This window comes from Streptomyces sp. NPDC013457, assembly GCF_043089925.1.
Classification (GTDB): domain Bacteria; phylum Actinomycetota; class Actinomycetes; order Streptomycetales; family Streptomycetaceae; genus Streptomyces.
In genome coordinates, this window is record NZ_JBICBL010000001.1 from 660,999 (window position 1) to 685,924 (window position 24,926).

Below are 24,926 nucleotides of genomic sequence, written 5' to 3' on the forward strand. Positions count from 1 at the left end.
CAGCGCCGATACTGGAAGCGATGGAGTGGTTCACCGCACCGGACTACTGGCTGAGCCGGATCGTCTTCCAGCGGGGGCTCGCGGGCCTCTACGTCGTGGCCTTCCTGTCCGCCGCTCTCCAGTTCCGTGCCCTCATCGGCGAGCGCGGCATGCTGCCCGTACCGGAGTATCTGCGCCGGGTGGAGCCGCGCCGGACCCCCAGCCTCTTCCACTGGCGCTACTCGGACCGGCTGTTCGCCACGGTCGCCTGGACCGGCGCCGCCCTGGCCCTCGCCCTGGTGGCGGGCGCGGGCGACGCCGTGCCCCTCGCCCTCTCGATGCTCGGGTGGGCGGTGCTCTGGGCCCTGTACCTCTCGATCGTCAACGTCGGTCAGACCTGGTACGGCTTCGGCTGGGAGTCGCTGCTCCTCGAAGCAGGCTTCCTCGCGGTCTTCCTCGGGAACGACGAGACCGCACCACCGGTCCTCGTCCTATGGCTGCTGCGCTGGCTGCTGTTCCGCGTCGAGTTCGGCGCGGGGCTCATCAAGATCCGCGGTGACCGCTGCTGGCGGAACCTGACCTGCCTCTACTTCCACCACGAGACCCAGCCGATGCCCGGTCCGCTCAGCTGGTTCTTCCACCGTCTGCCCCGACCGCTGCACCGCGCCGAGGTGGCCGCCAACCACGTCGTCCAGCTGCTGGTCCCGGTGCTGCTCTTCACCCCGCAGCCGGTGGCGACGGTCGCCGCCGGCCTGATGGTGGCGACCCAGCTGTGGCTGGTGCTCTCGGGGAACTTCGCGTGGCTCAACTGGCTGACGATCGTCCTCGCGCTCTCCGCGGTGGACGGCTCGCTCCTCGTGGGCGGCCACCACCCCCAGCCCGACCCGCCGGTCTGGTACGTGGTCGTGGTCACCGCCGTGACCGCCCTGGTCCTGGTCCGCAGCTACCGCCCGGCGCGCAACCTGCTCTCCCGGCGCCAGGCGATGAACCGCTCGTACGACCCGTTCCACCTGGTCAACTCGTACGGCGCCTTCGGCACGGTCGGCAGGATCCGGGACGAGATCGTCGTGGAGGGCACCGACGAGCGCGTGCCGCACGCCGGCACGGTGTGGAAGGAGTACGGCTTCAAGGGCAAGCCCGGAGATCCGCGGAGGGTGCCGCGCCAGTTCGCTCCGTACCATCTGCGCCTCGACTGGCTGATGTGGTTCGCGGCGCTCTCCCCCGTGTACGCCCGGGACTGGTTCGGGCCGTTCGTGGAGCGACTGCTCGAAGGGGACCGGGACACCCTGCGGCTGCTGCGGCACAACCCGTTCCCCGACGCGCCGCCGGCCCTCGTCCGGGCCCGGCTCTACCGCTACCGCTTCACGACCTGGCGGGAGCTGAGGGAGACGGGGGCGTGGTGGCACCGCACGCTGGTACGGGAGTACCTGCCGCCGGTGGAACTGGGGAGCACGGCCCGACGCTGACCCGCCCCCGGCCACGAGGCGGGGCGGGCCGGGGGGTACATACCCGTGCCCCCGGGCGCGGGGGCGTCCGGGGGCACGAATGAAGCGGTACGACTCAGTCGATACCGGGCAGGATGTGGGGCTCCGCGAGGTCGTCCTCGTAGCCCGCCAGCCGGATCGGTGCAGCATGCGCCCACACATCGAGGCTTCCCAGCTCACCGGGGCGGTGGGCCCGCTCCGGGCGTTCGGCCGGTCGCTGTTCCTGCTTCGTCAGTTCTGGTGTCACCGCGCACTCCCTTGTGTCGCGTACCTATGAGGACATGGCCGTTTCGGTCGCGGTGGCGCCGGCTTTCGGGCGGGACCGCGGCCTTGGTGGCAGGCCAGTCCCCAGGCCGACCGTGAGGATTTGGTGAATCCCGGGTGGTCGACCGTGGGCATCAGACTAACCAAATGAGCGCCCCGGCGCTCCATGGGGCTGAGAAGTGTGACGCAATCGAGTGAATTTCGGACATCGGAGCGGTTTGACGCGGTGGTGCAACCGGGGCAGAGGCCGCGTGGGCTACCAGTTGCCGGGCGCGTAGTCCTTGAGGAAGCAGCCGTACAGGTCCTCGCCCGCCTCGCCGCGCACGACGGGGTCGTAGACGCGGGCGGCGCCGTCGACGAGGTCGAGCGGGGCGTGGAAGCCCTCCTCGGCCAGCCGCAGCTTGTCGAAGTGGGGACGCTCGTCGGTGATCCAGCCGGTGTCGACGGAGGTCATGAGGATGCCGTCGCTCTGGAACATCTCCTGGGCGCTGGTCCTCGTCACCATGTTCATCGCCGCCTTCGCGGCGTTGGTGTTCGGGTGGCCGGCGCCCTTGTACCCGCGGCCGAAGACGCCCTCCATCGCGGAGACGTTGACGATGTAGGCGCGCCCGCTGGCCGCCTTCCTGGCGGCGTCGGCCATCACCGGCCGCAGCGCGCTGATCAGGATGAACGGCGAGGTGTAGTTGCAGAGCTGGGTCTCGAGCAGCTCCACCGGGGAGATCTGGTCGATCGTCTGCACCCAGGTGTTGGTCTCGACGACGTCAGGAACCAGTCCACCCGCGTCGATGGCGCTGCCGTCACGGTGCCGCTCGACGCTCGCGTTGCCCGCGACCAGGGCGAGGTCGGCGACCTTCTGCGCGTCCAGGCCGCTGACACCGACGGGCAGCGCGGTCAGACCGTCCACCGCGCCGGAGTTGAAGGCGCCGATCACGTGGTGGGCGGGGAGTTCCCCGGCGGGCAGCGGCGCGCCCTCGCCCTCGACCAGGGCCGAGTAGGCGGAGGGCAGACGGCGCACGGTCTGCGTCGCGTTGTTGATGAGGATGTCCAGCGGGCCCTGCTCGGCGACCTGCTCGGCCAGGGCGACCGCCTGCGCGGGGTCGCGCAGGTCGATGCCGACGACCTCCAGCCGGTGCATCCACTCCGCCGAGTCCTCCATGGCCTTGAAGCGGCGGATGGCGTCCTTGGGGAAGCGGGTCGTGATCGTGGTGTGGGCACCGTCGCGCAGCAGGCGCAGGGCGATGTACATGCCGATCTTGGCCCGGCCGCCGGTGAGCAGCGCGCGCTTGCCGGTGAGGTCGGTGCGGGCGTCGCGACGGGCGCGGTTCAGGGACGCGCAGTCCTGGCAGAGCTGGTGGTAGAAGTAGTCGACCTCGACGTACCGCGTCTTGCAGGTGTAGCAGGACCGGGGACGCTGGAGTATTCCGGCGATCCTGCCGGCCTCGGTGACCGAAGAGGGCAGCAGGCCCTCGGTCTCGTCGTCGATCCGCTGGGCGGAGCCGGTGGCGGTGGCCTCGGTGACCGCCTTGTCGTGCGCGGTCTTCGCGGCCCGGCGCTCCTGGCGGCGACGCTGCTTCACCGTGCGGTAGATACCGGCGGTGGCGCGGCGGACGGCGATCGCGTCGGGGTGGTCGACCTCCAGCTTGTCGAGCTCGTCGAGCACGCTCAGGCAGACGGCCAGGCGATCGGGGTCGATGCCCGGCCCGTACCCCTGGGTTTCTTCGGTCACCGTCATGGCCTCTGCCGTTCCTCGATCGCGGGTCGTTCCAGTCGTTCCAAAAGATGAACTTTACGGAGCCTGTGGCCCTGTCTCCAAACCCGTGGGGCCTCCTCGCCCGGGAGGGTGGTCGAACACACAGTCTCCGCAGAGCCCGCCGCCGGGACAGCGGTAGTAGAGGCAGCAGCTGCTGCGGCGGAGGGCCGGGCCGTGGACGGTCCCGGCCAGGTCGGGGTGGGCGAACAGGCCGGTGACGAGCGCGCCGGCGCGGGCGGCGACCTCGGGCCGGTCCCGGGCGCGGGCCCAGCGGGTGAGCTCCCGCAGCGCCCCTGCGAGGGCCGAACCCGCGTTCCCCCAGAGCAGCCGGGGCGAGATCCGTCCGTCGCGGCGGAGGGCCTCGTGCAGGGGGACGAGATGGGCGAGCTGAACGGCCTCACGGAGGTCGGCCACGGTGGCGGGGCGGGTGGCCGTGCCCGCCCACCACAGGTCGTCGGGCGAGGTCAGGGCGGAGTCCCAGTACAGCCGGGCCGGGTCGAGGTCCGGGAAGCGGCCGAAGAGCGCGGCCGGGCCGAGGGCCGTCGACCAGAGCCGGGCAGCGAGTCCCAGGTGGGCGATGGAGGCGGCGACCCGCCGCTCGGGCGCCCCGAGGCGGGCGCCCACGCGGTCGACGCGGGCGGAGAGCGGGCCGTCCTCCCCCGCGTACAGGTCCGCGAGAGGCAGATGCGCGCCGCCCGTCTCCGGCACGGTCGTCCGCAGGGCGAAGAAACCGCCCACCCGTCCGCTCTCGACGAGATCCACCGCGCCGCCTCCTGGCCGTGTCGTACCCGGGCCACGTCGCGGCCGGTGACCGAGGATCACCGTAGCGCTCGGGACCCTGACCGTTCGACCCGCCCTCCTCGCCCCCGGCCCGGCTTCGGGACGGCTCCGGGACGGCTTCGGCCCGGTGCACCGCAGGCCAAAGTGGCCCGGATCCGGCGTCGACCGGCTCGGGTTGAGGCCTCCGACAGGGCGCGGATCTTGGGCGCCCGCCTCGAACCGGATGCCGGAAAAGCCGCTTTCCACCCCTCCTGACCTGCGCGGGCGTACATCTCAGGCCGTACGCGACGGCGCCGTACTGCGACGGCAGTACGACCGAAGGCGTTCCCAGGTACGACGACGTGAACGCCCGGAAGAGAGATCGTTGTATGTATGAGCCCCCTCCTGCTGTCCGTGCTCCTGTCACTGGTCTCGGCGGTCGCCTACGCGGCAGCGGCGATCGTGCAGGAGCGGGTCGCGGCCTCCGCCGCAGGCCTCACGTACGCGCCGCTGCGCAGCCCGGCCTGGTGGGGTTCCGTGCTGCTCAACGGTCTCGGCGCGGTGCTGCACGTGGCCGCGCTCGCCTACGGTCCGCTCAGTCTGGTCCAGCCGCTGGGCGCCCTCACCATCGTCTTCGCTCTGCCCATGGCAGCGCTCTTCGTCGGACGGCAGGCGGGGCGCACGGCCTGGCGCGGCGCGCTCATGGCCACGGTGGGTCTGGCCGGGCTGCTCAGCCTGACGGGCGGCGCCGACACTCAGTCCCTGGCCGACGCCGAGCGCTGGCTGCTCGCCGGCGGGACCTTCGCCGTGGTGGGCGTGCTGTTCGCCGCCGCGCACCTGCTGGGCCGGCCGGTGCTGCGCAGCATCGTCCTGGCGGCAGCGGCGGGAGTCTCGTTCGGGATCGCCTCGGTCTTCACCAAGACCGTGGCGGTGGAGTGGACGTCGAGCGCGCCGCTCGCCCAGTGGCCCAGCGTGCTGGTCCTCTCGGCGCTGGCCGTGACCGGGCTGCTGCTCTCGCAGGCCTCGTACCGGGGTGCCGGGCTCGCGGCCCCGCTGGCGACCGTGACGGTGGTCAACCCGGTGGTGGCCGCGACGGTCGGTCTCACGCTCTTCGGCGAGTCCTTCCGCTACGGCGCCGCCGGCACGGTCGCCGCGCTGATCTGCGGCGCCGTGGCGGCGCTCGGGATCGTCCAGCTCACCGTCGAGCGGCTGACGACGTCGTCGGACTCCCTGTCGGTGTCAGATCGACCGTCGCCCCCCGACCTGACGGCGGCGGATCGCCGGGGGGCGGTCCGGCAGGTGTCAGATCGCGACCCCACGGGCGCGCAGGTAGGCGAGGGGGTCGATGTCGGAGCCGTACCCGGGACCCGTCCGCACCTCGAAGTGCAGGTGCGGCCCCGAGCTGTTGCCGGTCGATCCTGAACGGGCGATGCGCTGCCCGCCGTTGACCCGCTGGCCCTCGCGCACGGAGAGCGCGGACAGGTGGGCGTACTGGCTGTAGCGGCCGTCGTCGTGCCGGATGACGATCTCGTAGCCGTACGCGCCGCCCCACCCGGCGGAGACGATCCGGCCGGGGGCGACGGCCTTGACGGAGGTGCCGGTCGGGACCGGGAAGTCGACGCCCGTGTGGTAGCCGCTCGACCAGGAGGAACCGGAGACGCGGTAGCGGGTGCCGATGGAGGCGGAGACGGGCGCCGAGAAGCTGTCTGCGCCGGCCGCGGGTCTGGTCGCGGGCTTGCTCGTGGGCTTGCTCGCCGGCTTGCTGACGGGCTTCGTCGTGGCCGCGGGCTTGGCGGCGGGCTTGGAAGACGGTTTCGAGACGGGCCTGGTGGTGGAGGCGGGTGCCTTGGTGGCAGGTGCGTTCGCGGCCGGGGGCTTCGTGGTGGGCGGCTTGGCGGCAGGGGCCCTGGCCGCCGGGGGCTTCGCCGCCGGTCCGGGCTTCGCGGGCGCGGTGATCCGGAGAGTCAGCTTCTGGCCGGGGTGGATCAGGTCGGGATCGTCGCCGACCACCGTACGGTTCGCCTCGTACAACCGCTGCCACCCGCCCTTCACCCGCTCCTCGCGGGCGATGCGGGAGAGCGAGTCGCCGGGGGTGACCGTGTACATCTCGCGGACCGTCGGCACGGTCGTCGGCGTGGCGGGCGCGGGCGCGGCGGGGGCCTTGGCCTGAACGGTCCGCTGCCGGGGGAGGGAGGCGGGCGTCACGCCCGTCTTCCCCGCGCCGAGCCCGGCGCGTGTGGAGCAGGTCGGCCAGGCTTCCGGCCCCTGTCCCTTCAGGACCTTCTCGGCGACGGCGATCTGCTGGTCCTTGGAGGCGAGGTCGGCGCGCGGCGCGTAGTGCGTGCCGCCGTACCTCTCCCAGGTGGACTGGCTGAACTGGAGGCCGCCGAAGTAGCCGTTGCCGGTGTTGATGCGCCAGTTGGAGGAGGACTCGCAGGCGGCGACCTTCTCCCAGACGTCGAGGGAGGCCGCCTGGGCCGTCCCGGCGCCGACCAGCGGGAGCGCCATGCCGACGCCGCTCGCCGTGACGGTGAGCGACGCGGCGTTGATCCGGCTCGGCTGCTGCCGGCGGTGTCGTCCCCGTAAGGCCATGGCCCCCCCTTGAACCCCTCGGCTGAAGGCATCAGCAGTCGCCCACGGTAGGGGAAGGTCACAGGCCGTGACAAGGGCTCAGCGGCCGGCGGGACCCGGCTCCGGCTGGGGTTCGGGACCCGGTACGGGAGCGGGGCCCGGCGGCTCCGGGACCGGGTTCGGCGGCGGCACCGGGGGCGGCTCGGGCACCGGGGCCGGCGGGGACGGCACCGGGCCGGGCGGCGGGATCGGCGACGGCGGCGCCGGGACGGGTGGCTGGGTCATGTCGGGCCTCTCGGTCGACGGGGCGGTACGGCCCCAGGCTCTCCCGGAGCGCATGCCCGCGCCCGCCGGGGCCATTCATCCGTGTCGGCGCGCCGCCGTGGCCGCGGCGGCGAGACCGAGGCGAGGGCTGGAGAGGACGGCCAGCGGGGTCGTGGTGCGCTCGGCGGCGTCGGCCATGGAGGCCTGGGCGAGGACGATCACGGGATCGCCGGCCGTCGGGACGCCGTCCACCGCCGTCGCGACGGCGTCCAGATAGCCGTCGCGGTCACCGGCCAGGAACCGGTCCCAGGCTCCGTCGACGACCAGGGTCGTGACGAGGGGGGTCCGCTCCCCCGACTCCTGCCGGAGCAGGTCGAGCGTGGGCGCGAGGGTGGACTCGACGGTCGCGACGACGACGATCCTCCCCCGGCCTTCGGCCGGGGGGACCCCCGTCTCACGGTGCTCGGAGCGGACCGCCTCGGCCGCCATCGGCCGGTCCACCCGGAGCACGGGCACACCGAGCGCTCCGGCCTGCCGCTCGGCGACCCCTCCGAGGGTCGAGCAGGTGCAGAGCACGGCGTCGGCGCCGTCCGCGACGGCCTCGGCGAGGACGTCGTGCACGGCGCCGGACACGGCGTCAGGGCCCTCGGCCCGGGCCCGTACGAGCAGTTCCTCGGCGACGAGATGCCGCAGGTCGAGGCCGGGGTGATGGCGGTCGCGCAGCCCGTCGAAGACGGGGACGTGTGCTTCGGAGGTGTGCAGGAGCGCGAGGGTCACCACAGCTCGGGTGTGGCCTTGAGCTGCGCCTTGGCCGCGCGCACGACGTCCTCCGGGGGTACGGGGGCCTCGTCCGGGTGCTTCTCGGCCCACGCGGCGGCGTACGGGCAGAGGGGCACGACGGGAACGCCCTCGCGGGCGGCCATGGCATAGAACTCCCGGACGAGGGAGCCTGCGATGCCCTTGCCCTCGTTGCCCTCCTCGACGACGGTGTGCACGGCCACCAGGGCGTGCGGCTCGGTTTCCAGGGTGAAGTAGACGACCACGCCGACGTAGCGGCCGTCCTCGAACGCCTCCAGGCGCCCCTTCTCCCTGTCGTCGCGGATCTCCCGTTCGGCCATGCGAATCGTCTCCCTGGGTCCGGGCGGTCAGGCGTGTGCGGCCACGGCGTGCGGGCTGCGCTCGGTGTCGCCGCCGGGCACCGGCGCGGAGGGGTCCGCCCCGAGCTCGACGATCCGGTTGTCCGCGTCCACATGCACCACCCGCGGCACGAGCGCCCGCGCCTCGGCGTCCTCGACCTGGGCGTAGCTGATGAGGATCACCAGGTCCCCGGGGTGCACGAGATGCGCGGCGGCCCCGTTGATCCCGATGACCCCGGATCCGCGCTCGCCCTCGATGACGTACGTCTCGAGCCGGGCGCCGTTGTCGATGTCGACGATGTGGACGAGCTCCCCGGGCAGCAGATCGGCCGCCTCCATGAGCTCGGCGTCGACGGTGACGGAACCGACGTAGTGCAGGTCGGCCTGGGTCACGGTGGCGCGGTGGATCTTGGACTTGAACATGGTGCGCAGCACTATGGACTCCTCTAAGACGGCTCCCTGCCTGCTTTCTGCAGGTCAAGGGCGGTCTCGACTTTACACCGACACGCCCGTTCGATGTTTGTGAGGAACATCGCTCTGCCCGGGCGATACGGCTCTCACCTGGGCTTTCACGCCGTCACCGGCGGCTGTTCGGGCAATTCTCCGGGAACGCGCTGCGGCTCATGCTGACCGAATGCCGACTTACCTGATGAGCCGTCAACCGAGCGGGCCCCTCTGCACGTCCACACACCACAGACCTGTCGGACGTCCAGGGTCGGAACCTCCGCACAGGTACTGGTGTTGCGGTGCGCGTAGAGGTCGGCGGCCGCCCGGGGGGGGGTGCTGAAGCCGCACTGCACGTAGGTGAGCAGTGCCTGCCGCAGCGCCGGGTCGGCTTCGGCCAACGACGCCACGGACACGGACCTGTTCAACTACCGGTAGGTGCTGGGTGAGCCGGGCGTGGCCCGGGCGCCCCGAAAGGGCCACACCCACCTCTTGATCGCCAGGGAGCTGGAGGCGGCGGGCCGCACGATCGAGGCCCAGGGGTGGGCCGGTGAAGGCCGCCGACCAGCCCCGGAAGGGCCGGTACGGCGGCTCGGTGCTGGTCGACGCGCACAACGGTGTCGGGCTGGTGGACGAGCCAGGCTCGCCGTCCTGAACGGAGCTGCACACGAGCGATGAAGCGGCTGCCAAGACACACCGGACTCGACGCCTCCTCAATGGGCGCGCCGGACGCGGGCGAGGACCAGAACCGCGTCGTCGGCCGGCGGGGCGGGCAGCAGGCTCGCAAGGATGCGGTCCGCCATTGCTTCCAACGGGCCTGAGGTCCTGCCCAGTTCGGCGCGCAATGCCTTCAGACCGACCTCGAGGTCCGCGCCTCGCGTCTCGATGAGGCCGTCGGTGTACAGGGCGAGACTCGCGTTCCCGGGGAGTTCGATCTCGATCGTCCGGAAAGGACAGCCGCCGACGCCGAGAGGGACTCCCAGGACGTCGTCGATGGTCTCCACTGTGCCGTCCGGCCGGAGTACCAGGGGCGGGGGGTGGCCGGCGCTGGCGATGCGGGCTACTCCGCTCTTCGGGTCGTAGACGATGTACAGGCACGTCGCCAGCTCGATGCCGGCCTCCTGGGCGCATGCGTCGAGCTCGGTGAGGAGGTCGTCGGGCTCGCTGTCGTGCCTGGCCAGAGCCTTGGTGGTGATACGAAGGCGGCCCATGGCGGCGGCAGCCGACACACCGTGCCCCATCACGTCGCCCACCACGAGAACGACTCGGCCGTCGGGCAGGCTGATCACGTCGTACCAGTCGCCGCCGACCTCGGTGATCCGACTGCCGGGTACGTACCGGTGGGCCACGTCCACGTACGGGCTGGTCGCCAACGCGCTGGGCAACAACGCCCGCTGCAGAGTGAGGGCGATGTCCTGGACGCGGCTGTACAGACGGGCGTTGTCCAGGCAGATCGCAGCCCGTGAGGCGAGCTCACTGGCCAGGCTGACATCGTCCCGGGTGAAGGCCGGCCGGTCCGCGGACCGGCCGAACATGGCGATTCCCTGGACCGTACCCCTGGCGATGAGCGGGGCAACGAGGACGCAGGCCAACCCACTCTCGGCGAAGAGCCGTGCGCGTGACTCGATGAGGACGGTCCGGGCCAGGAACTCCTCGTTCACCACGGCGGAGATGGCGCGACCGGTCCTCAGCATGTCGTGGATGACGGAGCCGGGCGGATACCGCACCGTCTCCACCCCACTCACGAGTTCGGTGGCCGGAGGGGGCAGGATCGTCCCGGAGGCGATTCTGCGGGTGAACAGCGGTCGCGCCGGGTCAAAGACCTCTGCCTCGTCCATCCACTCCACGACTTCGACCACGGCGCCGTCGCAGAAGTCCGGCATTGCAGCGTCGACCAGCTCCTGGGCGGTGACATTCACGTCCAGGGTGGTCCCGATGCGAGTGGAGGCCCCGTCCAGCAGAGCCAGCCGTCGACGGCTGGCGGTGGCTTCCAGGATGGCCTGTTCCCGGTCGGTCACGTCCAGCATCAGCCCGCCCACTCCGGGGCGCGAGCCGACCGCCTCGCTCAGGGGGAAGAAACTCACCGACCGCACCTGGTCACGGTCCGGATGCCCCCGCGGACGCATGCCCACCAGGGTCCCCACGACCGGTGCTCCGCCCAGGGCGACGCCGCGGAGCATGCGCTGGTATTCACCATCGTCGGACATGATCATGATTTCGTCCATGCGCCGCCCGAGGTGGGCCTCGATCGGCAGACCGTCCATGTCGGCGAGCGCCTGGTTGAGATGGACGTACCGGAGGTCCTGGTCGAGCATGACCAGACCGATGGGGCAAGTCTCGAAGAGGGCGTCGAGGAAGGCGAGGTTGGTCTTGACCCGATCGAGCTCGTCACTACGGCTCGCCAGGACCATCACCACCGAAGGTCCGCCGGATCCGGTCACGGAGAAGGCCCGGAAGCCGCAGTCGAAGACGGTGCCGTCACGATGCCGGGCCGGCAGCCGCCCCCTCCAGTAACCCTGGGTCCGGCCGCGCTCGGTCAGCCGGGCGCACGGATCGGGGGCGCCCCGGGGCCCGTCGGCGAAGAGAACGGCGCCGGGCCTCGACAGGACGGCGGTGGCGTCATATCCGAAGAGGTCCCGCGCGCCGGGCCCCCAGTAACAGACGAGGTCCCCGTCATCGAGGCCGAAGACGGCCACGGGCACGTGCTCGAGCAGCGTCCCCGGCTCGGACCAGAACGGGCCGTGGGTCTCCTCGCCCCCCGGCCGAGCCGATGGCACGAGATGTCCCCTTCCACTCGCCGTTCCATCCATTATCCGGACACCATGGGCATTCCGCGGCGCGAAGTGCACCGGGGCGAGGATTGAGCCAAGGGAAACGCCCCGGCCGCCGGTGGCCGGCTCAGCGCAGCAGGGCGGTAACGGCGGCCGGCACGTCGTTGAACTCGTCCCGTCCACCCCTCCATTTTTCTGAACCGGCATGACTTCTCGCACGGCGTGTGGGCGCGGGATCCCCATCGGCGCGGCGGCGGCCCGGATCCCGCCCGCGCCCCCACGCGCCGCGCCACACCCTCGCTCCGCGGAAGGGCCCGGATCGCCGGCTCGGCGACCGTCGCTCCCCGCTGCCGACGGCCCATAGAGGTTAGAAGATGGAGTATGAGCCACCTACTTGGACGCGTCCGACGTCGGCTGCTCGGCTCAACCACGAGCTCTTCCTCTCCCTCTCGGCGTCCCCGCTCAGGAAGCCACCAGGAGCGTCAGGAGCACGCCCAGCCCCCCAAGGGAGAGGCGCGGCGGCCGCAGCGTCTGTCCTCCCTTCTGAGCGTGCGCAGCGTGGCCGGCGAGGTGTTCCTCCTGCAGCTGGCCGTCGTGGTGCTGCTCGTCGCCGCCGCGGTGGTGGCGCTCGTGGTGCAAGCCCGGAGCGCCGGCATGGTGGACGCCCGGCACCGTACGCTCGCCGCCGCCGGAACGTTCGCGGAATCTCCGGGAATCGTCGCGGCCCTGCGCAGCCCCCATCCGAGCGCAGTGCTACAGCCGAGCGCCGAGGCGGCCCGGAAGATCGCCGGGGTCGACGGCATCAACGTGTACACACTCTCCGGGGTCACCCTCGCCCACAGCGACCCACGGCAGATCGGGAAGCACGTCGTCGGCCCCTTCTCCAAGGCGGTGGCCGGCCAATCCTTCACCGAGACCTTCGAAGGGTCCTTGGGGCAGTCCGTGGTCTCGGTGGTCCCCGTCAAGGACACCGACGGCCGCGTCATCGCCATCGTCTCCTCCCCGGTCACGGTGCAGAACGTGCAGAGCATGGTGAACCGGCAGCTGCCGGTCGTCCTCGGCAGTGCAGCCGCGGTGCTCGCCCTGTCCGCGGGCGGAACCGCTCTGGTGAGCCGTCGGCTGCTGCGCCGGACGCATGGCCTGGGACCGGCCGAGATGACGAGGATGTACGAGCACCACGACGCGGTGCTGCACGCGGTGCGAGAGGGCGTACTGATCGTCGGCGGCGGCGGACGGCTGCTGCTGGCCAATGACGAGGCGCGGCGGCTGCTGGACCTGCCGGTGGACGCGGAAGGGCTCCCCGTCACGGACCTCGGTCTGGAAGAGGGGATCGCCGATCCGATCGCATCGGGCCGTTCCGCGACCGACGAGCTGCACATGGCAGCCGATCGGCTGCTGGCGGTGAACATCCGGCCCACCGCGCCCTACGGGCAGGCCGGGACCGTCGTCACGCTGCGGGACACCACCGAGCTGCGGGCACTCTCCGGCAGGGCCGAGGTGGCCCGCGAGCGGCTGAAGTTGCTCTACGACGCGGGGATGCAGGTCGGAACGACGCTGAACGTCGAGCGCACCACGGAGGAACTGGCGGAGGTGGCGGTCCCACGGTTCGCCGACGTCGTCACCGTCGACCTGCTGGACCCGGTGCTGCGTGGCGAGGAGCCGCCCGAAGCGACCACCGAGATGCGCCGCACCGCCCGCGTCGGCCTTCAGGGCGACCACCCCCTCTACCCCGTCGGCCAGCTGATCCGGTTCGTTCCCACCAGCCCCATGGCCGCCGGGCTGGCCGGCAGCCGCGCGGTCCTGGAGGCGGACCTGCGCGCCACCCACGGCTGGCGGACCCAGGACCCGGCCAACGCCCTGCAGATCCTGGACCGCGGCATCCACTCCCTGATCGCCGTGCCCCTGCGGGCCCGGGGCGTGGTGCTGGGGATGGCCGGCTACTGGCGGACCCAGGACTCCCCGCCCTTCGACGAGGAGGACGTGTCCTTCGCCGAGGAGCTGACCGCCCGGGCGGCGCTGTCCGTCGACAATGCCCGCCGCTACACCCGCGAGCACACCATGGCCGTCACCCTTCAGCGCAGCCTGTTGCCCCGGGGCGTACCGGAGCAGTCCGCCGTTGAGGTCGCGCACCGCTATCTGGCCGCCCAGGCCGGTGTGGGCGGTGACTGGTTCGATGTCATCCCGCTGCCCGGCGCCCGAGTGGCCCTGGTGGTCGGCGACGTCGTCGGCCACGGTCTCCACGCCGCCGCCACCATGGGCCGCCTGCGCACCGCCGTGTACAACTTCTCCACCCTCGACCTGCCCCCGGACGAACTCCTGAGCCACCTGGACGAGCTCGTCGCCCACATTGACACCGACGAGCAGGAGTGGCAGGGGATCACCGGAGCCACCTGCCTGTGCGCCCTCTACGATCCCGTCTCGGGGCAGGTGACGGCCGCCACCGCCGGGCATCCGGGCCCCGCTCTGATCCTTCCCGACGGAACCGTGTCCTTCCCCGAGGTGCCGGTCTCCCCGCCGCTGGGCCTGGGCGAGGGCCTGCCCATGGAGACCATGACGGTCACCCTGCCCGAAGGCTCCCGGCTGGCACTCTTCACCGACGGGCTGATCGAGAGCCGCGACCGCGATCCGGACGCGGGCCTGGCAGCGCTACGCGCCGCTCTGGCCGGGCCCGCCCGCACCCCGGAGGACACCTGCACCGTGGTGATCGACGCGATGCTGCCCACCAGGCCCAGCGACGACGTCGCGCTGCTGGTGGCGCGCACCCGCCGACTGGACCCCGCGCGGATCGCCGAGTGGGACGTGCCCCCCGACCCCGCGGCGGTGTCCCCGGTGCGCAACGCCTGCGCCCGCCGACTGGCGGACTGGGGCCTGGAGGACATCGCCTTCACCACGGAACTCATCCTCAGCGAGCTGATAACCAACGCCATCCGCTACGGCACCGAGCCCATCCGGGTGAGGCTGCTGTACGACCGCAGCCTGATCTGCGAGGTCTCCGACGGGTCCAGCACCTCCCCGCACCTGCGCCGGGCCGAGGCCACCGACGAGGGCGGTCGCGGCCTGTTCCTCGTCGCGCAGTTCGCCGAGCGCTGGGGCACCCGCTACACCGCCCGCGGCAAGATCATCTGGAGCGAGCAGGCCCTCCACGACGGGGCCGCACCGCCCGCGATGGATCTCGGGGAGGCGCTCCTGGCCGGGTGGGACGACGAGGGGTTCTGAGAACGCGCCGGTACGGCAGCCGCAGGGAAGACCGCGGACACCACCGTCTGGGACTGCGCTGCCGAGGCCGCCGAACGTACGCTGGCCTCGATCAGTACGCGACCGCCCGTTATGGAGCCTTTGTGCCCGCACCTCGTCTCCGGACAGCCTTCGTCGCCGCCTGCCTGGTCCTCGCGGCGCCCCTCGGCGCCTGCGGAGACAAGCCCACCACCGCGCCCAGTGCACCCGCGGTGGCCACCTCCGCCGCGGACGCCGGCGGCATGGCAGCACTGACCACAGCGGCGAAGAAGGAGGGCTCGCTCAACACGATCGCGCTCCCGAGCGACTGGGCCAACTACGGCGCACTGATCGACGGATTCGAGAAGAAGTACGGGATCAAGGTCATCGTGGAGAACCCGGAAGGTACCAGCCAGGACGAGATCAACGCCCTGAAGGAGCACAGGGGCGAAGGCCGCGCCCCCGATGTGATCGACGTGGGGGGCTCGTTCGCGCACTCCGCGGCACGGCAGGGCCTGCTCGCTCCGTACGAGGTCGCCGCGTACGACGAGATCCCCAAGGAACAGAAGGACGACCGGGCCCGCTGGTACAACAACTACGGCGGTTACATCTCGATCGGCTGTGACGCCAAGCGCGTCAAGACCTGCCCCGCGACCTTCGCCGACCTGCGCAAGCCCGAGTACAGGGGCAAGGTCGCGCTCAACGGCAACCCCACCAAGTCCGGCTCCGCCTTCGCCGGGGTCTACGCGGCGGCCCTGGCGAACGGGGGTTCCTTCGACGACGTCCAGCCCGGCATCGACTTCTTCGCCGAACTCAGCGAGAACGGCAACTTCATCCCGGTCGAATCCACCCCGGCCACGATCGCGAAGGGCCAGACCCCGATCAGCATCGACTGGGACTTCCTCAACCTCGGATACGCCGACGAATTCCGCGAGAATGGCACGGACGTCGACTGGCGGACCGCCATCCCCTTCGACGGCAGCTTCGCTCAGTACTACGCGAACGGGGTGAACAGAGACGCTCCCCACCCCGCGGCGGCACGTCTGTGGCAGGAGTACGTCTTCAGCCCGGAAGGCCAGAACATCCGGCTCGGCGCCTATGCACGCCCCGTCCTCGTGGACGCCATGGAGAAGGACGGCACCCTCGACAAGGCCGCCGCGGAGAAACTGCCGACGGTCGAGGGCACGCCGACGTTTCCGACGGAGGCGCAGACGGAGAAGGCAAGAGAGACCGTCAACCGCGGCTGGGCCGAGGCCGTCTCGAGCTGAGGGCCAAGGGCGCTCCTGGCCAGGCGTGCACCCGCCCGCCCGGGCCCCACACCGGCGGCCACGGCACTCGCGGCCGCTGTCCGGCCCAACCACAGGCCATGCTCACCGTTTGACGATCAGATCGAGGAGCTCGGCGAGACGGCGCCTGACCGCCTCACAGGGGTGAAGGGCGTCCGGTGTCGACTCAGCGCTCGGCCGCGCCCCCAGGTCCGCCAGGACATAGAGCGAGCGCTCCTCATCGGAGAACGGAACACCGCACGGGCCCGGTTCCGGAAAGGCGACCGCGGACCGGCAGAGCGCAGCCCATCACCCTGCCTAGCCTCAGGCCGGCCTGAAGGAGCCGTCTCCCCCATGGAACCGCAGCCGCATCCCTCGGAAAGCAGCCGACCCCGCACGCGACAGCCCGTCGAGCCCGTCCTCCTGGAGGCTTCCGAGGTCGCCGCATACTCAGCATGTCCACCAGCTGGGTCTACAGGGAAGCGTCGAAACTGGACCTGAAGGGATACAAGATCGGCAGGGGCAGGAACGCCAAGGTTCTGCACAAGAGGGCCGAGGTCTTCAAGTGGCTGGAGCAGCAGAAGATCCATTAGCTCGATCTTCAGCATCCTCGTCGAACCGGGCTGCTTACCAGGCCACTTGGTTCAGCGAACGCCGAACGCTCGCCGCACCACAGGAAATTCGGGAAAACCTGACAGATACCCGCAAGCAGCCGCCCCCTTCAGGGATTTGTCAGTGGCATGGATGACGATGACCACCCGTACTGATCGGCCTGTGGGGGCCCTTCGGCAGGCCGATGGGGGTGCTGCGGCCTGAGCTCGGGTGCCTGCCTCCTACGGGTGGCGCTTTGGCGCCGAGGAGAGCAGCCGCCTCAGGGCCGGAAACCGCACGAGCAGGGGCGCGGTGTTCACCAGCGGGTGCGAGGGGCCCAGGACGGCGGTGAGGACGTCGCGCCAGAATCCCTGGACGGTCCGCTGGGCGTGAGTACGAGCGTCCACAGCGTCGGGCGGGGCCGTGTCGGGCAGGTGTCGGCCTTCGACCGGCAGGTGGAGGACGCCGGCTGCTCGTAGGGCGCAGGTTCGGTGTTGTCCGTTCGTAAGGCTGTCGTGGTTGTCGTCCCAGCAGATCGGATCTTGGACCAGGGCCCGGGCCCATTCGCGGTCGCGTTCTTCGAGGTGCTCCATGGCGTGCGCCGCCCGGCCGCGCTCGGCGTTGGCGTCCAACTCGGCGGCCGCGAGTTCGGTCGCGGCTTCGGCGATCGCGGGCCAGTTCCCTTCGTGGTAGGGGCAGGCGGCGAAGTCCTCCTGCGTCAGGCGAGCGAAGAGCTCTGCATGCGCCACTTGTCCGGCGTACCAGTTGTCCGGGTAGGTCTTCTCGATGGCTTCCACACGCGGGAAGTGACGGCACCTGGAGAGGCGGTGTGGCCATGGCAGGCGCGAGACTGGCACGGATCGGATCCCTGTCACTCCGTTCAAGAAGAGGTCACGGTCGGCGGGGTTGGAGAAGTTGCTGGGGTACAAGTCAGCTTCATCCGCCGGGGCCGATGGGCGCAGTGCGGCGTCCTTGCGCTGTTGATCGTTTTGGTCCGGCATCCGGGCGCCGACGAACTGGAAGTACGGCCTCTCGCCCCAGGGCCCGTCCAGATCGTTGCGCAGCCGTTCGGGGTTCGGAACCACCAGCACCCTCACGCTGGTCTCCGGAAGGACCAGTACTCCCGAGAGGCCGTAGACACCGGCCAGGGTCACCCGGCCCCGGGCCCAGTCGGGGTCGGCCAGAAGGGTCGGAAGCGCCGCGCCTTCGACGTGGGCGATCCACTCCACCCGCCAGAAGCCTTCGTCGAAGCCCATGTCGTCGGCGGGGAACCTGCTTGCCTGAGTCTGCAGGTAGTCACCCACACAGAGGGCGCCGGCGGGTTTCTCGAATGACATTGGCCTGCGTTTGATCTCGCTGCCAGGGCTCGATCGGATCGGCTCCGGCCCTGGATTTCCATCGCGCCCCCGCACGGGCGCCGTCGGCACCGCACCTCCGACGAACATCGCGGTGGGCGCCTCCGGCCAGGTCAGGTTCAGCCGATCCCACCGCTGCCGCTCCTCGTCGATGGCGTGAGCAACTTGGTGATCTCCCGCACGCAGGAGCACCGGGCCGGGCATGCCCTGTACGCGAACCGCCACCAATCTCTTCACGACGCGTTGTAGTCCGAAGTCCGCCTCGGAGAGGACGAAGCCGGGATCCTCAATGTGCTCAACGTGTTCGATACGTGCGTAGTACTCACCCGCGCGTGGGCCGTCGGCACCGAATCGCGCATATCCGGTACGTATGTAGTCGCCCCGCAAGAGCTGCTGTGCCCGGTAGACCTGACGCATCGTAAACCCCCCTCTTCTGGACCGGGTTGCCCCAGCCATCCTGGTCTGCCGCTTGGGTGAGGCTACGAGCTTCTGTCCAGCCTGCCCCTACCGGGCTACTGCCGTACGAGGAAGCAGCGTGCGGGGCAGCTGGGCCGTCTCTGCTTCCATGTCCACTCCCCCGCCGAGGCCTTCGTCGATGCGGGCCAGCGGGGCTGCGGCTTCGCGGAGGGCGTCGACATCTCCGCCCAGCGGCCCAAGGTCCTGTCCACCGAGGCCGTTCAGGCGTCGGACACGTCATCACCATGGGCTGCGGCGACGCCTGCCCGGCTTCCCCGGCAGGACCTACCTCGACTGGGCCCTGGAGGACCCGGCCGGTCAGGGTTTCGAGGCCGTCCGTCTCATCCGCGACGCGATCAAGGACCCGATCGAGGGCCTCGTCGCCGAGGTCGACGCACGACCGCGGACGTGAGCCGCGCGCGTGAGCCCCACACGTGAGCCGCGCGCGTGAGCCCCGGGGCGGTGAGTGCGTCCGCCTGAACTCCGTACGTCACTGCTGTCCGCCCGAGCCGTGGCCCTCCTTGATCGCCTTGGCGAGGGCCTTCTGCTGCGCCGCCCTGCGAGCGGCCGACTCGTAGGCGCGCAGCTGCTGGATCTCCTCCGCGGTCTTGCCGACGTGGTTGTAGTAGACCTCGGCCGCCTCGACGAACTCTCCGCCCTGCGAGAGCACGGCCCGGTAGAGCATGGTCTTCGCGACGTGGCCCTGCCGCTGGACGGACACGAGGTCCCAGACGATGAGTCCGCGCGGCGAGCGGGTGACGAGGTCCGGTTTCAGGTCGCCGATGACACGGACGTCGCCGCTGCCGCGGCTCCGGAAGAGGGACTTCAGGGTGCTCGCGTGGTCGGCGACCTCCGGGGTGGCGGCGACGAAGGTCTCGATGGGCGTGTCGAGGAGCGCCGGGGGAAGTTTCGCGAACTCCCGGATCGGCTTCTCGGTCACGGCCTCGAAGGCGATGGCTCCGAACCGCTTCTTGACCAGCTCGCTGAGCGCCTTGTGCATGTACGTACCCCGCAGTCGGGAGGAGAAGCCCGCGCTGCCCTCCATGCCTGTCACCTCGGTGATCGCTTCCACGACCAGGGGTTCCAGAGTGCTCGGGGTCACCATCGTCGCCGCGGCGGCGGCCGCGGCGCCGGGCTCGCCCGGCGACGGCGCGGGCTTCTTCGCCGCCTCGTCCCACATGCGGAAGGCCTCGTCCAGTTCGGCGTCGGTCAGCGGTGCCTTGGCCGTCTCCAGGGCGTTCGCGATCTCCTCCCTGGCCAGCGCGGAGGTGCCCTTGACCTTCGGCCCCGAGAGCAGGACGTCCTCGCCGACCACCATCAAGGTGATCCCCTCGGGAGTGACGTAGGAGTGCTTCTTCGACAGGACGAAGCGGAGGACCTCCCAGAAGGTCACGCCGATGTCCTTGAGCACGGCGAGGCCGACCCGTGTCACGGTCATGGCGAGGTGCGCCACGCGCCGGGCGACGGCGGGCGCCGATTTGAGGGCCGTCCACGCGGTCCATAGGAAGACCGCGATCTGCCCGACGATCCGGCCGAGGTCGAAGAACTCGCGCTGGTCGAACTTCTCCATGATCGTGGCGATCAGCAGGCCCACGCCGGTCGTGCCGGTGACGACCGGGTTCTCGACGAGCGCCACAATGCCCAGCCACAACTGATGGCGCTCCCGCGCGAGTTCCTCCGAGGTGAAGGAGCCGGCCAGGATCCCGATGAGTTCGATGACCTGGTAGTAGCTCTCGCCCGCGCCCCACACGATCCCGCCGACCAGGGCGGCGAGGTCTGCGGCGTCGAGCTCCGAGTGCTTGAGCACGTACGCCCTGGGCACTCCGCGCGTGTTCAGGAACTCCCGGAACTCGCGTACCCGGGCGAAGGCGAGCACGGTGCCGAGGTGGCCGAGGCGGCGCAGCTCCTCGAAGGCCGCCATGAGTCCGTCGTGGTCGAGGTCGCGCAGATACGCCTTCAGAAGGCCGGTGGCGACGCTTGCCGGTGACGTCGGCCCGAGGTGCGGAAGGGCCGCGACGATGAGGGCCACGGCCTGCTTCGGATCCCCGCCCTTGCCGCCGGCGGGGGCGGGAGGAGGGGGCGGCGCGGCAGCGGTGTCCGTCGTGTACGCGAGGATGCCGGCCGGCACCGGATCGGTGTCCCGGGTGAGGACGCGCAGTCCGGTGTCGTGGCGGTTTCCGTCGGCCGCCACCCGCTGGACGGCGTACGCGGCGCCCGGGGCCGCCGCCGCGACGAGGCCCATCCGGTCGCGCGGAACCGGCTCCAGGTAGAACGTCCCGGGGCCGAGCCGGGCCGACACCGTGGCGGGGCTCGCCTGGGCGGCGGCGCCGAGCGCCGGCATGAGGGTTGCCGAAGTCTCGCCGAAGAAGAGGGTGTTGAGCGTGATGCGGCCGAGGGGCGCGGCGCGGAAGGCGGGCCCCATGCGGTCTCGGACGGCGGCCAGGGCCGCCCGAGACGCCGCACTTCCGACAGGCGAGGGGTCGGCGCGGCGGCGGCCCGCGAGACCGCCCAGGTTCAGCGCCCCGGCGCCGGACCGGCCGCCGGGTCCCACGCCGCCCGCGGCGCGCGGCGTCGCCCCGCCGCCCACGGCCCGGCCGGTCGTCCCGCCGCCGTGCGCGCCTGCCCCCCGTACCGGCAGGACGACAGGGCGGCCCTCCCCGTCGAAGCTCGGCACCCGGTAGCCCTCGGTGGCGGCGCGCTCCGGTGCGTACGGCTCGCGGGGCGGTCGGCCGGTTCCCCGCGCGTCGCCTCCGGCCGGCGGTACGTGTCGGATCGCGGCCTCGACGGCCTCGCGCACCACCCGCTCCAGGCGCCGGGCCGCCGCGGGCGACAACCCGTCGGGCCGGGCGGGCGGTTCGGGCAGGTGGTAGTGGCGTCGCGCCGTCATCGCACTCTCCGTCCGGCGAGCAGCCGGTGCACCGTGCTCGTGTCGTCGGCCGTCACCTCGAAGACGATGTCCGGGTGGCGGGAGCTCAGGCGGGCCAGCACGCCGAGCCGGGGGCTGCCGCCGAGGCCGGTCGCGCAGGTCGAGCACACCTCCTGGTCGATGCGGATGGAGACCGTACGGCCGCGGGCCGCCGCACGTTCGGCATCGGTCAGGCCGGCGAGTGCCGCGTCGAGCTGCTGCGCGAGGTCCTGCTCGGCGTGCCCGTGGGCCTGGGGGACGACGACGTTCTCCGGGGGCCGGATGGGGTGGGCCGGGTCGTACGTGCCGAAGGCACGGGGCGATCCGCCGGTGAACCGCCGTCCGGCGAGCGCGGGGATGTCGGTCCGGGCGACGCCGACCGTTCCCTCGTACCCGGCGGCCGACTTGGCGGTGGGCGGCACGTTCTGGGTGCCGGCCGCCCCGCGCTTCTCCTCCCAGCCGCCGGGCTCCCGCTGCCCGGGGGGACGCCCCTGCTGCTCCAGGTACCGGCGCCGCGCCTCGGCGGCCTCGCGGGCCTCCCGCAGGTCCTCGCGGAGCCGGGCCTGCACGTCGGGGTCGGAGGGGCGGTCGGGGATCATGGTGCGCCGCTTGCCGCCGCGCATCGCGTCGAGGAACTCCTTGGCGACGGGGTCTCCCGGCTCGCGGGCGCGCAACTGCTCGTACGAGGCGTTCTCGTACCAGATCAGGTCCTGGCCGGCCTCCGGGTCGGTCCTGGCGGCCTCCTCCAGCTCCTTGCGGCTCTTCCAGCGCGGTTTCGGGCCCGGTGCGCGCACCGGCCGGGGCTGGGGAGGGGTCGGCGGTTCGGCGGGCGGCGGCGTACCCGGCGGCACGGGTGTCTCGGAGGCGTGCGCGTCGGTGCCGTGGGGGGCTGCGGAGTGCGCGCCGGGCGGGGGCTTCGGCGCGGCGGCCGGCTTCGGTGCGGCGGGCGCGGGCTTGGGCGAACCGGCGGTCGCTCCGGCCTCGGGCGCCGCCGGGCTTCCGGCCGGGCGGAGCCTGGCGAGCTCCTCGCCCACCTCGTCCACGCGGCGGCCCACGGCCGTCGACCAGGCGCCGGCCTCCGCCTCGCGGAGCGTGCCGGCGAGGGTCTGTTCCATGCGCTGCTGTCCCGTCGCGGAGGCGACCGCCCACTGCTCGGCGGTCACGCCCTGGCCGGCGAAGAGCTGTGCGACGATCGCCGCCTTGGCGACCGTGGGACCGAGCCGGGTGGAGACGGCCTGGTAGGCGCCCTTCAGCAGCGGCTCGCCGACGAAGGAGAAGAACAGTCCGACGAGCGCGCCCCAGCCCATTCCTTCCACGTACGCCTGGGTGTCGTGGCCGCCGCCGCCGTGCAGCGTGACGTCGACGAGGTCGCGGGCGAACAGGTCGAGGGCCGCCGTGGAGGCGCCGGTGACGGCGCCCGTGGTCAGCTTCTGCGCGACCTTGCCCGCCAGTTCGCTCCCCAGCCTGCGGGTGGCGAGGGGCCCGGTGAGCCCGCCGAGTCCGCTGCCGAACCGGAAGCCCACCGCGCCGAGGTAGCCCTCCACCGCGGCGAGCGCGAACCCTTCGACGGACGCGTGCTCGCTGCCGAGGACGACCTTGAGGAGATAGATGACCTCGGACAGGACGATGCTGCTGATGATGGGGCCGACGCCGCCGCCGAGCTGGATCAGGATGCCGACGATGCCGACGGACCATCCCACGACGATCGCGCCGGCGCCGACGACGATCAGGTTCACGACCTGGAGCGCCTCGCCGGACCGGAGCATCCCCCACTCGACGAGCCGCGTCTCGAACTCGCCGAAGGATTCGACGATCGGGCCCGCGCTGCGCTGCCACTCCTCGCCGCTGCCGGCGATCCGCGAGACGATCTCGAAGCGGATGTCGAACGAGGGGAGTCCGTCCCGTTCGCCGGCGATCACGTCGAGCAGCCGGATGGTGTAGGTGACGTCGACCTTCTCGAAGTCGTCCTCGGTGAGTCCGGCGGCCTTGGTGGCGCGGGCGAGCGCCGTGACGGAGAACGTCTTGGCGTCGTACACCTCGGTGTCGCGCCCGGTGAGGATCTCCTCGGCCAGCCGGTGCCGTTCCCTGAGGAGGTGTTCGCGCAGCGCCTCCGCCTTGCCCGGTCGGGGCCGCAGTCCTGGCACCTGCCGGGAGTAGATCCCGTCGCCCTTGGCGAGGACCTCCCCGGCCGTCACGCGCTTGCCCTCCTGGTGGTCGAGCAGGATCGCACCCTGTCCCCTGCCGCCGGGGACGTATGCGTGCGCCGAGGTGGCGGCGCGCTCGGCGGCGAGGGCGGCGCGGAGCCGCTGGACCCTGGCGTGGCGGGCGTACGGGGTGACCGCGCAGTGCTGGAGGAGCCGGGCGCGGAGCGCGAAGCGGCCGGTGGCGTCCACGGCGTCGAAGACCTCGTCCCAGGCGTGCTCCCGTTCCAGCTCGGCGAGGACGTAGGTGAAGAGGCTGCCCAGCCGGCCCCGCTCGTGGGGGGTGCCCACCTCGTCGAGCACCGCGTCCATGGTGTGTCCCGCGTCCTCCCCCGCCCGGAGGCGCGTGAGGAGGAAGCGGACGAGGTGGCGGGCGACCGGGCGGTAGATCGCGGCGCCGAGTCGATCGGGGGCGAGGTCCAGGTCGGCGCGCGCGTAGAGGACGCGGGTTCCTGGCTCGTCCGGCCACTCCGCCTGGCGGCGCACCGACTCGGGGAGTCCCGGGAAGGCCCCGCCCTCCTGGACGAACAGGCGGGCCGCTGGGTCGCGTTGGCGGGTACCGCCGCCCGGCCGCCGGTCGAGCAGCAGGAAGACGACGTCCTCGCGGACCCCTCCGTCGGCGGTGCGCGCCGGTCCGGAGGTGGTGCGGACGACGGCGGACCGGATCCACACCGGCACCGGTTCGTCGCCGAACTCCTCCACGTACCTGTCCCACGGCACGCCCGTCGCCTGGGCGAAGAGGCCGGGGTCCACGCAGAAGCCCGCCTCGCGGACCGGCACGGTGAAGGTGAGGCCGGGGCCGGGCGCGGCGACGTCCGTGATGTCGATCCGGGGCAGGGGCATGAACGCGAACAGGACGTGGCCGGACTGGAGCGCGGGGATGCTCGCGGCGGCGGGTCCGCCGGGTTCGAGGGCGTGGAGGGCGCGCAGGGCGGCGGACGAGCCGGTCATGACCCACGCGGGTTCGGTACGTGCCGGGGTGCCCGGTCGGCCGCCCGGCCGGGCCGTCCCGGCGATGGCCCGGCCGACGAGTTCCTCGCCGAGTTCCTCCGGCAGGGCCGGGGCGTCGACCCGGACGAGCCAGACCTCCAGCGGGAACTCGACGCCGGCCTGGGCCTCGTAGAGCACCGCGAGGGGCAGGGGGTGGCCGAGGACTCCCCCGACGTAGGCAAGGAACCTGTCGGCGGCCATGCGGGTGCGGACCGTGCGGACCACGGTCCACGACTTGGTGGCGGCCTTGCCCCGCACGGGGATCCGGGCCGGGCGTCCTTCGGCGTCGTACGAGGGGACCGCGTACCCGCCGCGCCCGGCCCGTCCGGCGTCGAAGGGCTCACCGGCCGCGTATCCGGCGCGCCCGGTTCCGTACCCGGGGAGCATGCGTTCGGCCCGGGCGAGGCGGGCGGCGACGGCCGTGGTGAGCTGCCGGCGCAGGGCGTCCAGCGTCTCCGGTCCGGGTTCACCGACGAGGGTGATCCGGACCGGCACGCGGATGTGGATCTCCCGGGTCTCGCCCATGGC

16 protein-coding genes and 1 pseudogene are annotated in these 24,926 nt (G+C 72.0%); 6 read left to right on the top strand and 11 right to left on the bottom strand.

Annotated features, from left to right (window positions below):
- The first annotated feature begins 20 nt into the window (after nt 1–20).
- On the top strand, nt 21–1,445 hold the full coding sequence (locus ACF1G2_RS02925) for a lipase maturation factor family protein (RefSeq protein ID WP_391796528.1): 1,425 nt from the start codon (nt 21–23) through the stop codon (nt 1,443–1,445).
- A gap of 94 nt (nt 1,446–1,539) precedes the next feature.
- Here ACF1G2_RS02925 and ACF1G2_RS02930 read toward each other — a convergent pair whose 3' ends face one another.
- From ACF1G2_RS02930 to ACF1G2_RS02940, 3 genes are all read right to left on the bottom strand, one after another.
- Nucleotides 1,540–1,710, bottom strand: coding sequence for a hypothetical protein (locus ACF1G2_RS02930; RefSeq protein ID WP_352189430.1), 171 nt, complete (start codon nt 1,708–1,710; stop codon nt 1,540–1,542).
- Nucleotides 1,711–1,983: 273 nt separating this feature from the next.
- Nucleotides 1,984–3,459 carry an SDR family NAD(P)-dependent oxidoreductase gene (locus ACF1G2_RS02935; RefSeq protein ID WP_391796529.1) on the bottom strand — a complete coding sequence of 492 codons (1,476 nt, stop codon included), beginning with the start codon at nt 3,457–3,459 and terminating at the stop codon, nt 1,984–1,986.
- 54 nt (nt 3,460–3,513) lie between these two features.
- Complete coding sequence (locus ACF1G2_RS02940; protein WP_391796530.1) at nt 3,514–4,239, bottom strand: (2Fe-2S)-binding protein; 726 nt, start codon at nt 4,237–4,239, stop codon at nt 3,514–3,516.
- 390 nt (nt 4,240–4,629) lie between these two features.
- Between ACF1G2_RS02940 and ACF1G2_RS02945 the strand changes: the two genes are divergently transcribed.
- Nucleotides 4,630–5,658, top strand: coding sequence for a DMT family transporter (locus ACF1G2_RS02945; RefSeq protein ID WP_391796531.1), 1,029 nt, complete (start codon nt 4,630–4,632; stop codon nt 5,656–5,658).
- Here ACF1G2_RS02945 and ACF1G2_RS02950 read toward each other — a convergent pair.
- The 5 genes from ACF1G2_RS02950 to ACF1G2_RS02970 form a co-directional block, all read right to left on the bottom strand.
- Entirely contained in the window at nt 5,539–6,828 is a 1,290-nt protein-coding gene (locus ACF1G2_RS02950; RefSeq protein WP_391796532.1) for a transglycosylase family protein, read from the bottom strand. The genes ACF1G2_RS02945 and ACF1G2_RS02950 overlap by 120 nt on opposite strands.
- 339 nt (nt 6,829–7,167) lie before the next feature.
- A complete protein-coding gene (locus tag ACF1G2_RS02955; RefSeq protein WP_391796533.1) occupies nt 7,168–7,848 on the bottom strand; it encodes an arylsulfatase in 681 nt (226 codons plus the stop codon).
- Complete coding sequence (locus ACF1G2_RS02960) at nt 7,845–8,189, bottom strand: GNAT family N-acetyltransferase (RefSeq protein WP_391796534.1); 345 nt, start codon at nt 8,187–8,189, stop codon at nt 7,845–7,847. Before ACF1G2_RS02960 ends, ACF1G2_RS02955 begins: the two co-directional genes overlap by 4 nt.
- Nucleotides 8,190–8,216: 27 nt before the next feature.
- A complete protein-coding gene (panD, locus tag ACF1G2_RS02965) occupies nt 8,217–8,642 on the bottom strand; it encodes an aspartate 1-decarboxylase (protein ID WP_391796535.1) in 426 nt (141 codons plus the stop codon).
- 722 nt (nt 8,643–9,364) lie between these two features.
- Nucleotides 9,365–11,428, bottom strand: coding sequence for a SpoIIE family protein phosphatase (locus tag ACF1G2_RS02970; protein ID WP_391796536.1), 2,064 nt, complete (start codon nt 11,426–11,428; stop codon nt 9,365–9,367).
- A 543-nt stretch (nt 11,429–11,971) separates the two neighbouring features.
- Here ACF1G2_RS02970 and ACF1G2_RS02975 point away from each other — a divergent pair.
- The 3 genes from ACF1G2_RS02975 (at nt 11,972) to ACF1G2_RS02985 (ending at nt 16,493) form a co-directional block, all read left to right on the top strand.
- Nucleotides 11,972–14,638 carry a SpoIIE family protein phosphatase gene (locus ACF1G2_RS02975; protein ID WP_391796537.1) on the top strand — a complete coding sequence of 889 codons (2,667 nt, stop codon included), beginning with the start codon at nt 11,972–11,974 and terminating at the stop codon, nt 14,636–14,638.
- Nucleotides 14,639–14,760: 122 nt separating this feature from the next.
- The gene (locus ACF1G2_RS02980) at nt 14,761–15,903 is read left to right on the top strand and encodes an ABC transporter substrate-binding protein (protein ID WP_391796538.1); all 1,143 of its coding nucleotides are present in this window, start codon (nt 14,761–14,763) and stop codon (nt 15,901–15,903) included.
- Between the two features lie 452 nt (nt 15,904–16,355).
- Nucleotides 16,356–16,493, top strand: coding sequence for a hypothetical protein (locus ACF1G2_RS02985; protein WP_391796539.1), 138 nt, complete (start codon nt 16,356–16,358; stop codon nt 16,491–16,493).
- 240 nt (nt 16,494–16,733) lie between these two features.
- Here ACF1G2_RS02985 and ACF1G2_RS02990 read toward each other — a convergent pair whose 3' ends face one another.
- Nucleotides 16,734–18,263 (bottom strand): hypothetical protein, encoded by a 1,530-nt coding sequence (locus tag ACF1G2_RS02990; RefSeq protein ID WP_391796540.1) that lies wholly within the window; start codon nt 18,261–18,263, stop codon nt 16,734–16,736.
- Between the two features lie 210 nt (nt 18,264–18,473).
- On the opposite strand from ACF1G2_RS02990, the pseudogene ACF1G2_RS02995 reads away from it, so the two are divergent.
- Nucleotides 18,474–18,714 (top strand): annotated as a pseudogene (locus ACF1G2_RS02995) (phosphotyrosine protein phosphatase); the annotation flags it as partial.
- Nucleotides 18,715–18,792: 78 nt separating this feature from the next.
- Here ACF1G2_RS02995 and ACF1G2_RS03000 read toward each other — a convergent pair.
- Nucleotides 18,793–21,189 carry a hypothetical protein gene (locus ACF1G2_RS03000; RefSeq protein ID WP_391796541.1) on the bottom strand — a complete coding sequence of 799 codons (2,397 nt, stop codon included), beginning with the start codon at nt 21,187–21,189 and terminating at the stop codon, nt 18,793–18,795.
- Nucleotides 21,186–24,923, bottom strand: a complete 3,738-nt coding sequence (locus ACF1G2_RS03005; protein WP_391796542.1) for a hypothetical protein — start codon at nt 24,921–24,923, stop codon at nt 21,186–21,188. Before ACF1G2_RS03005 ends, ACF1G2_RS03000 begins: the two co-directional genes overlap by 4 nt.
- Nucleotides 24,924–24,926 lie beyond the last annotated feature (3 nt).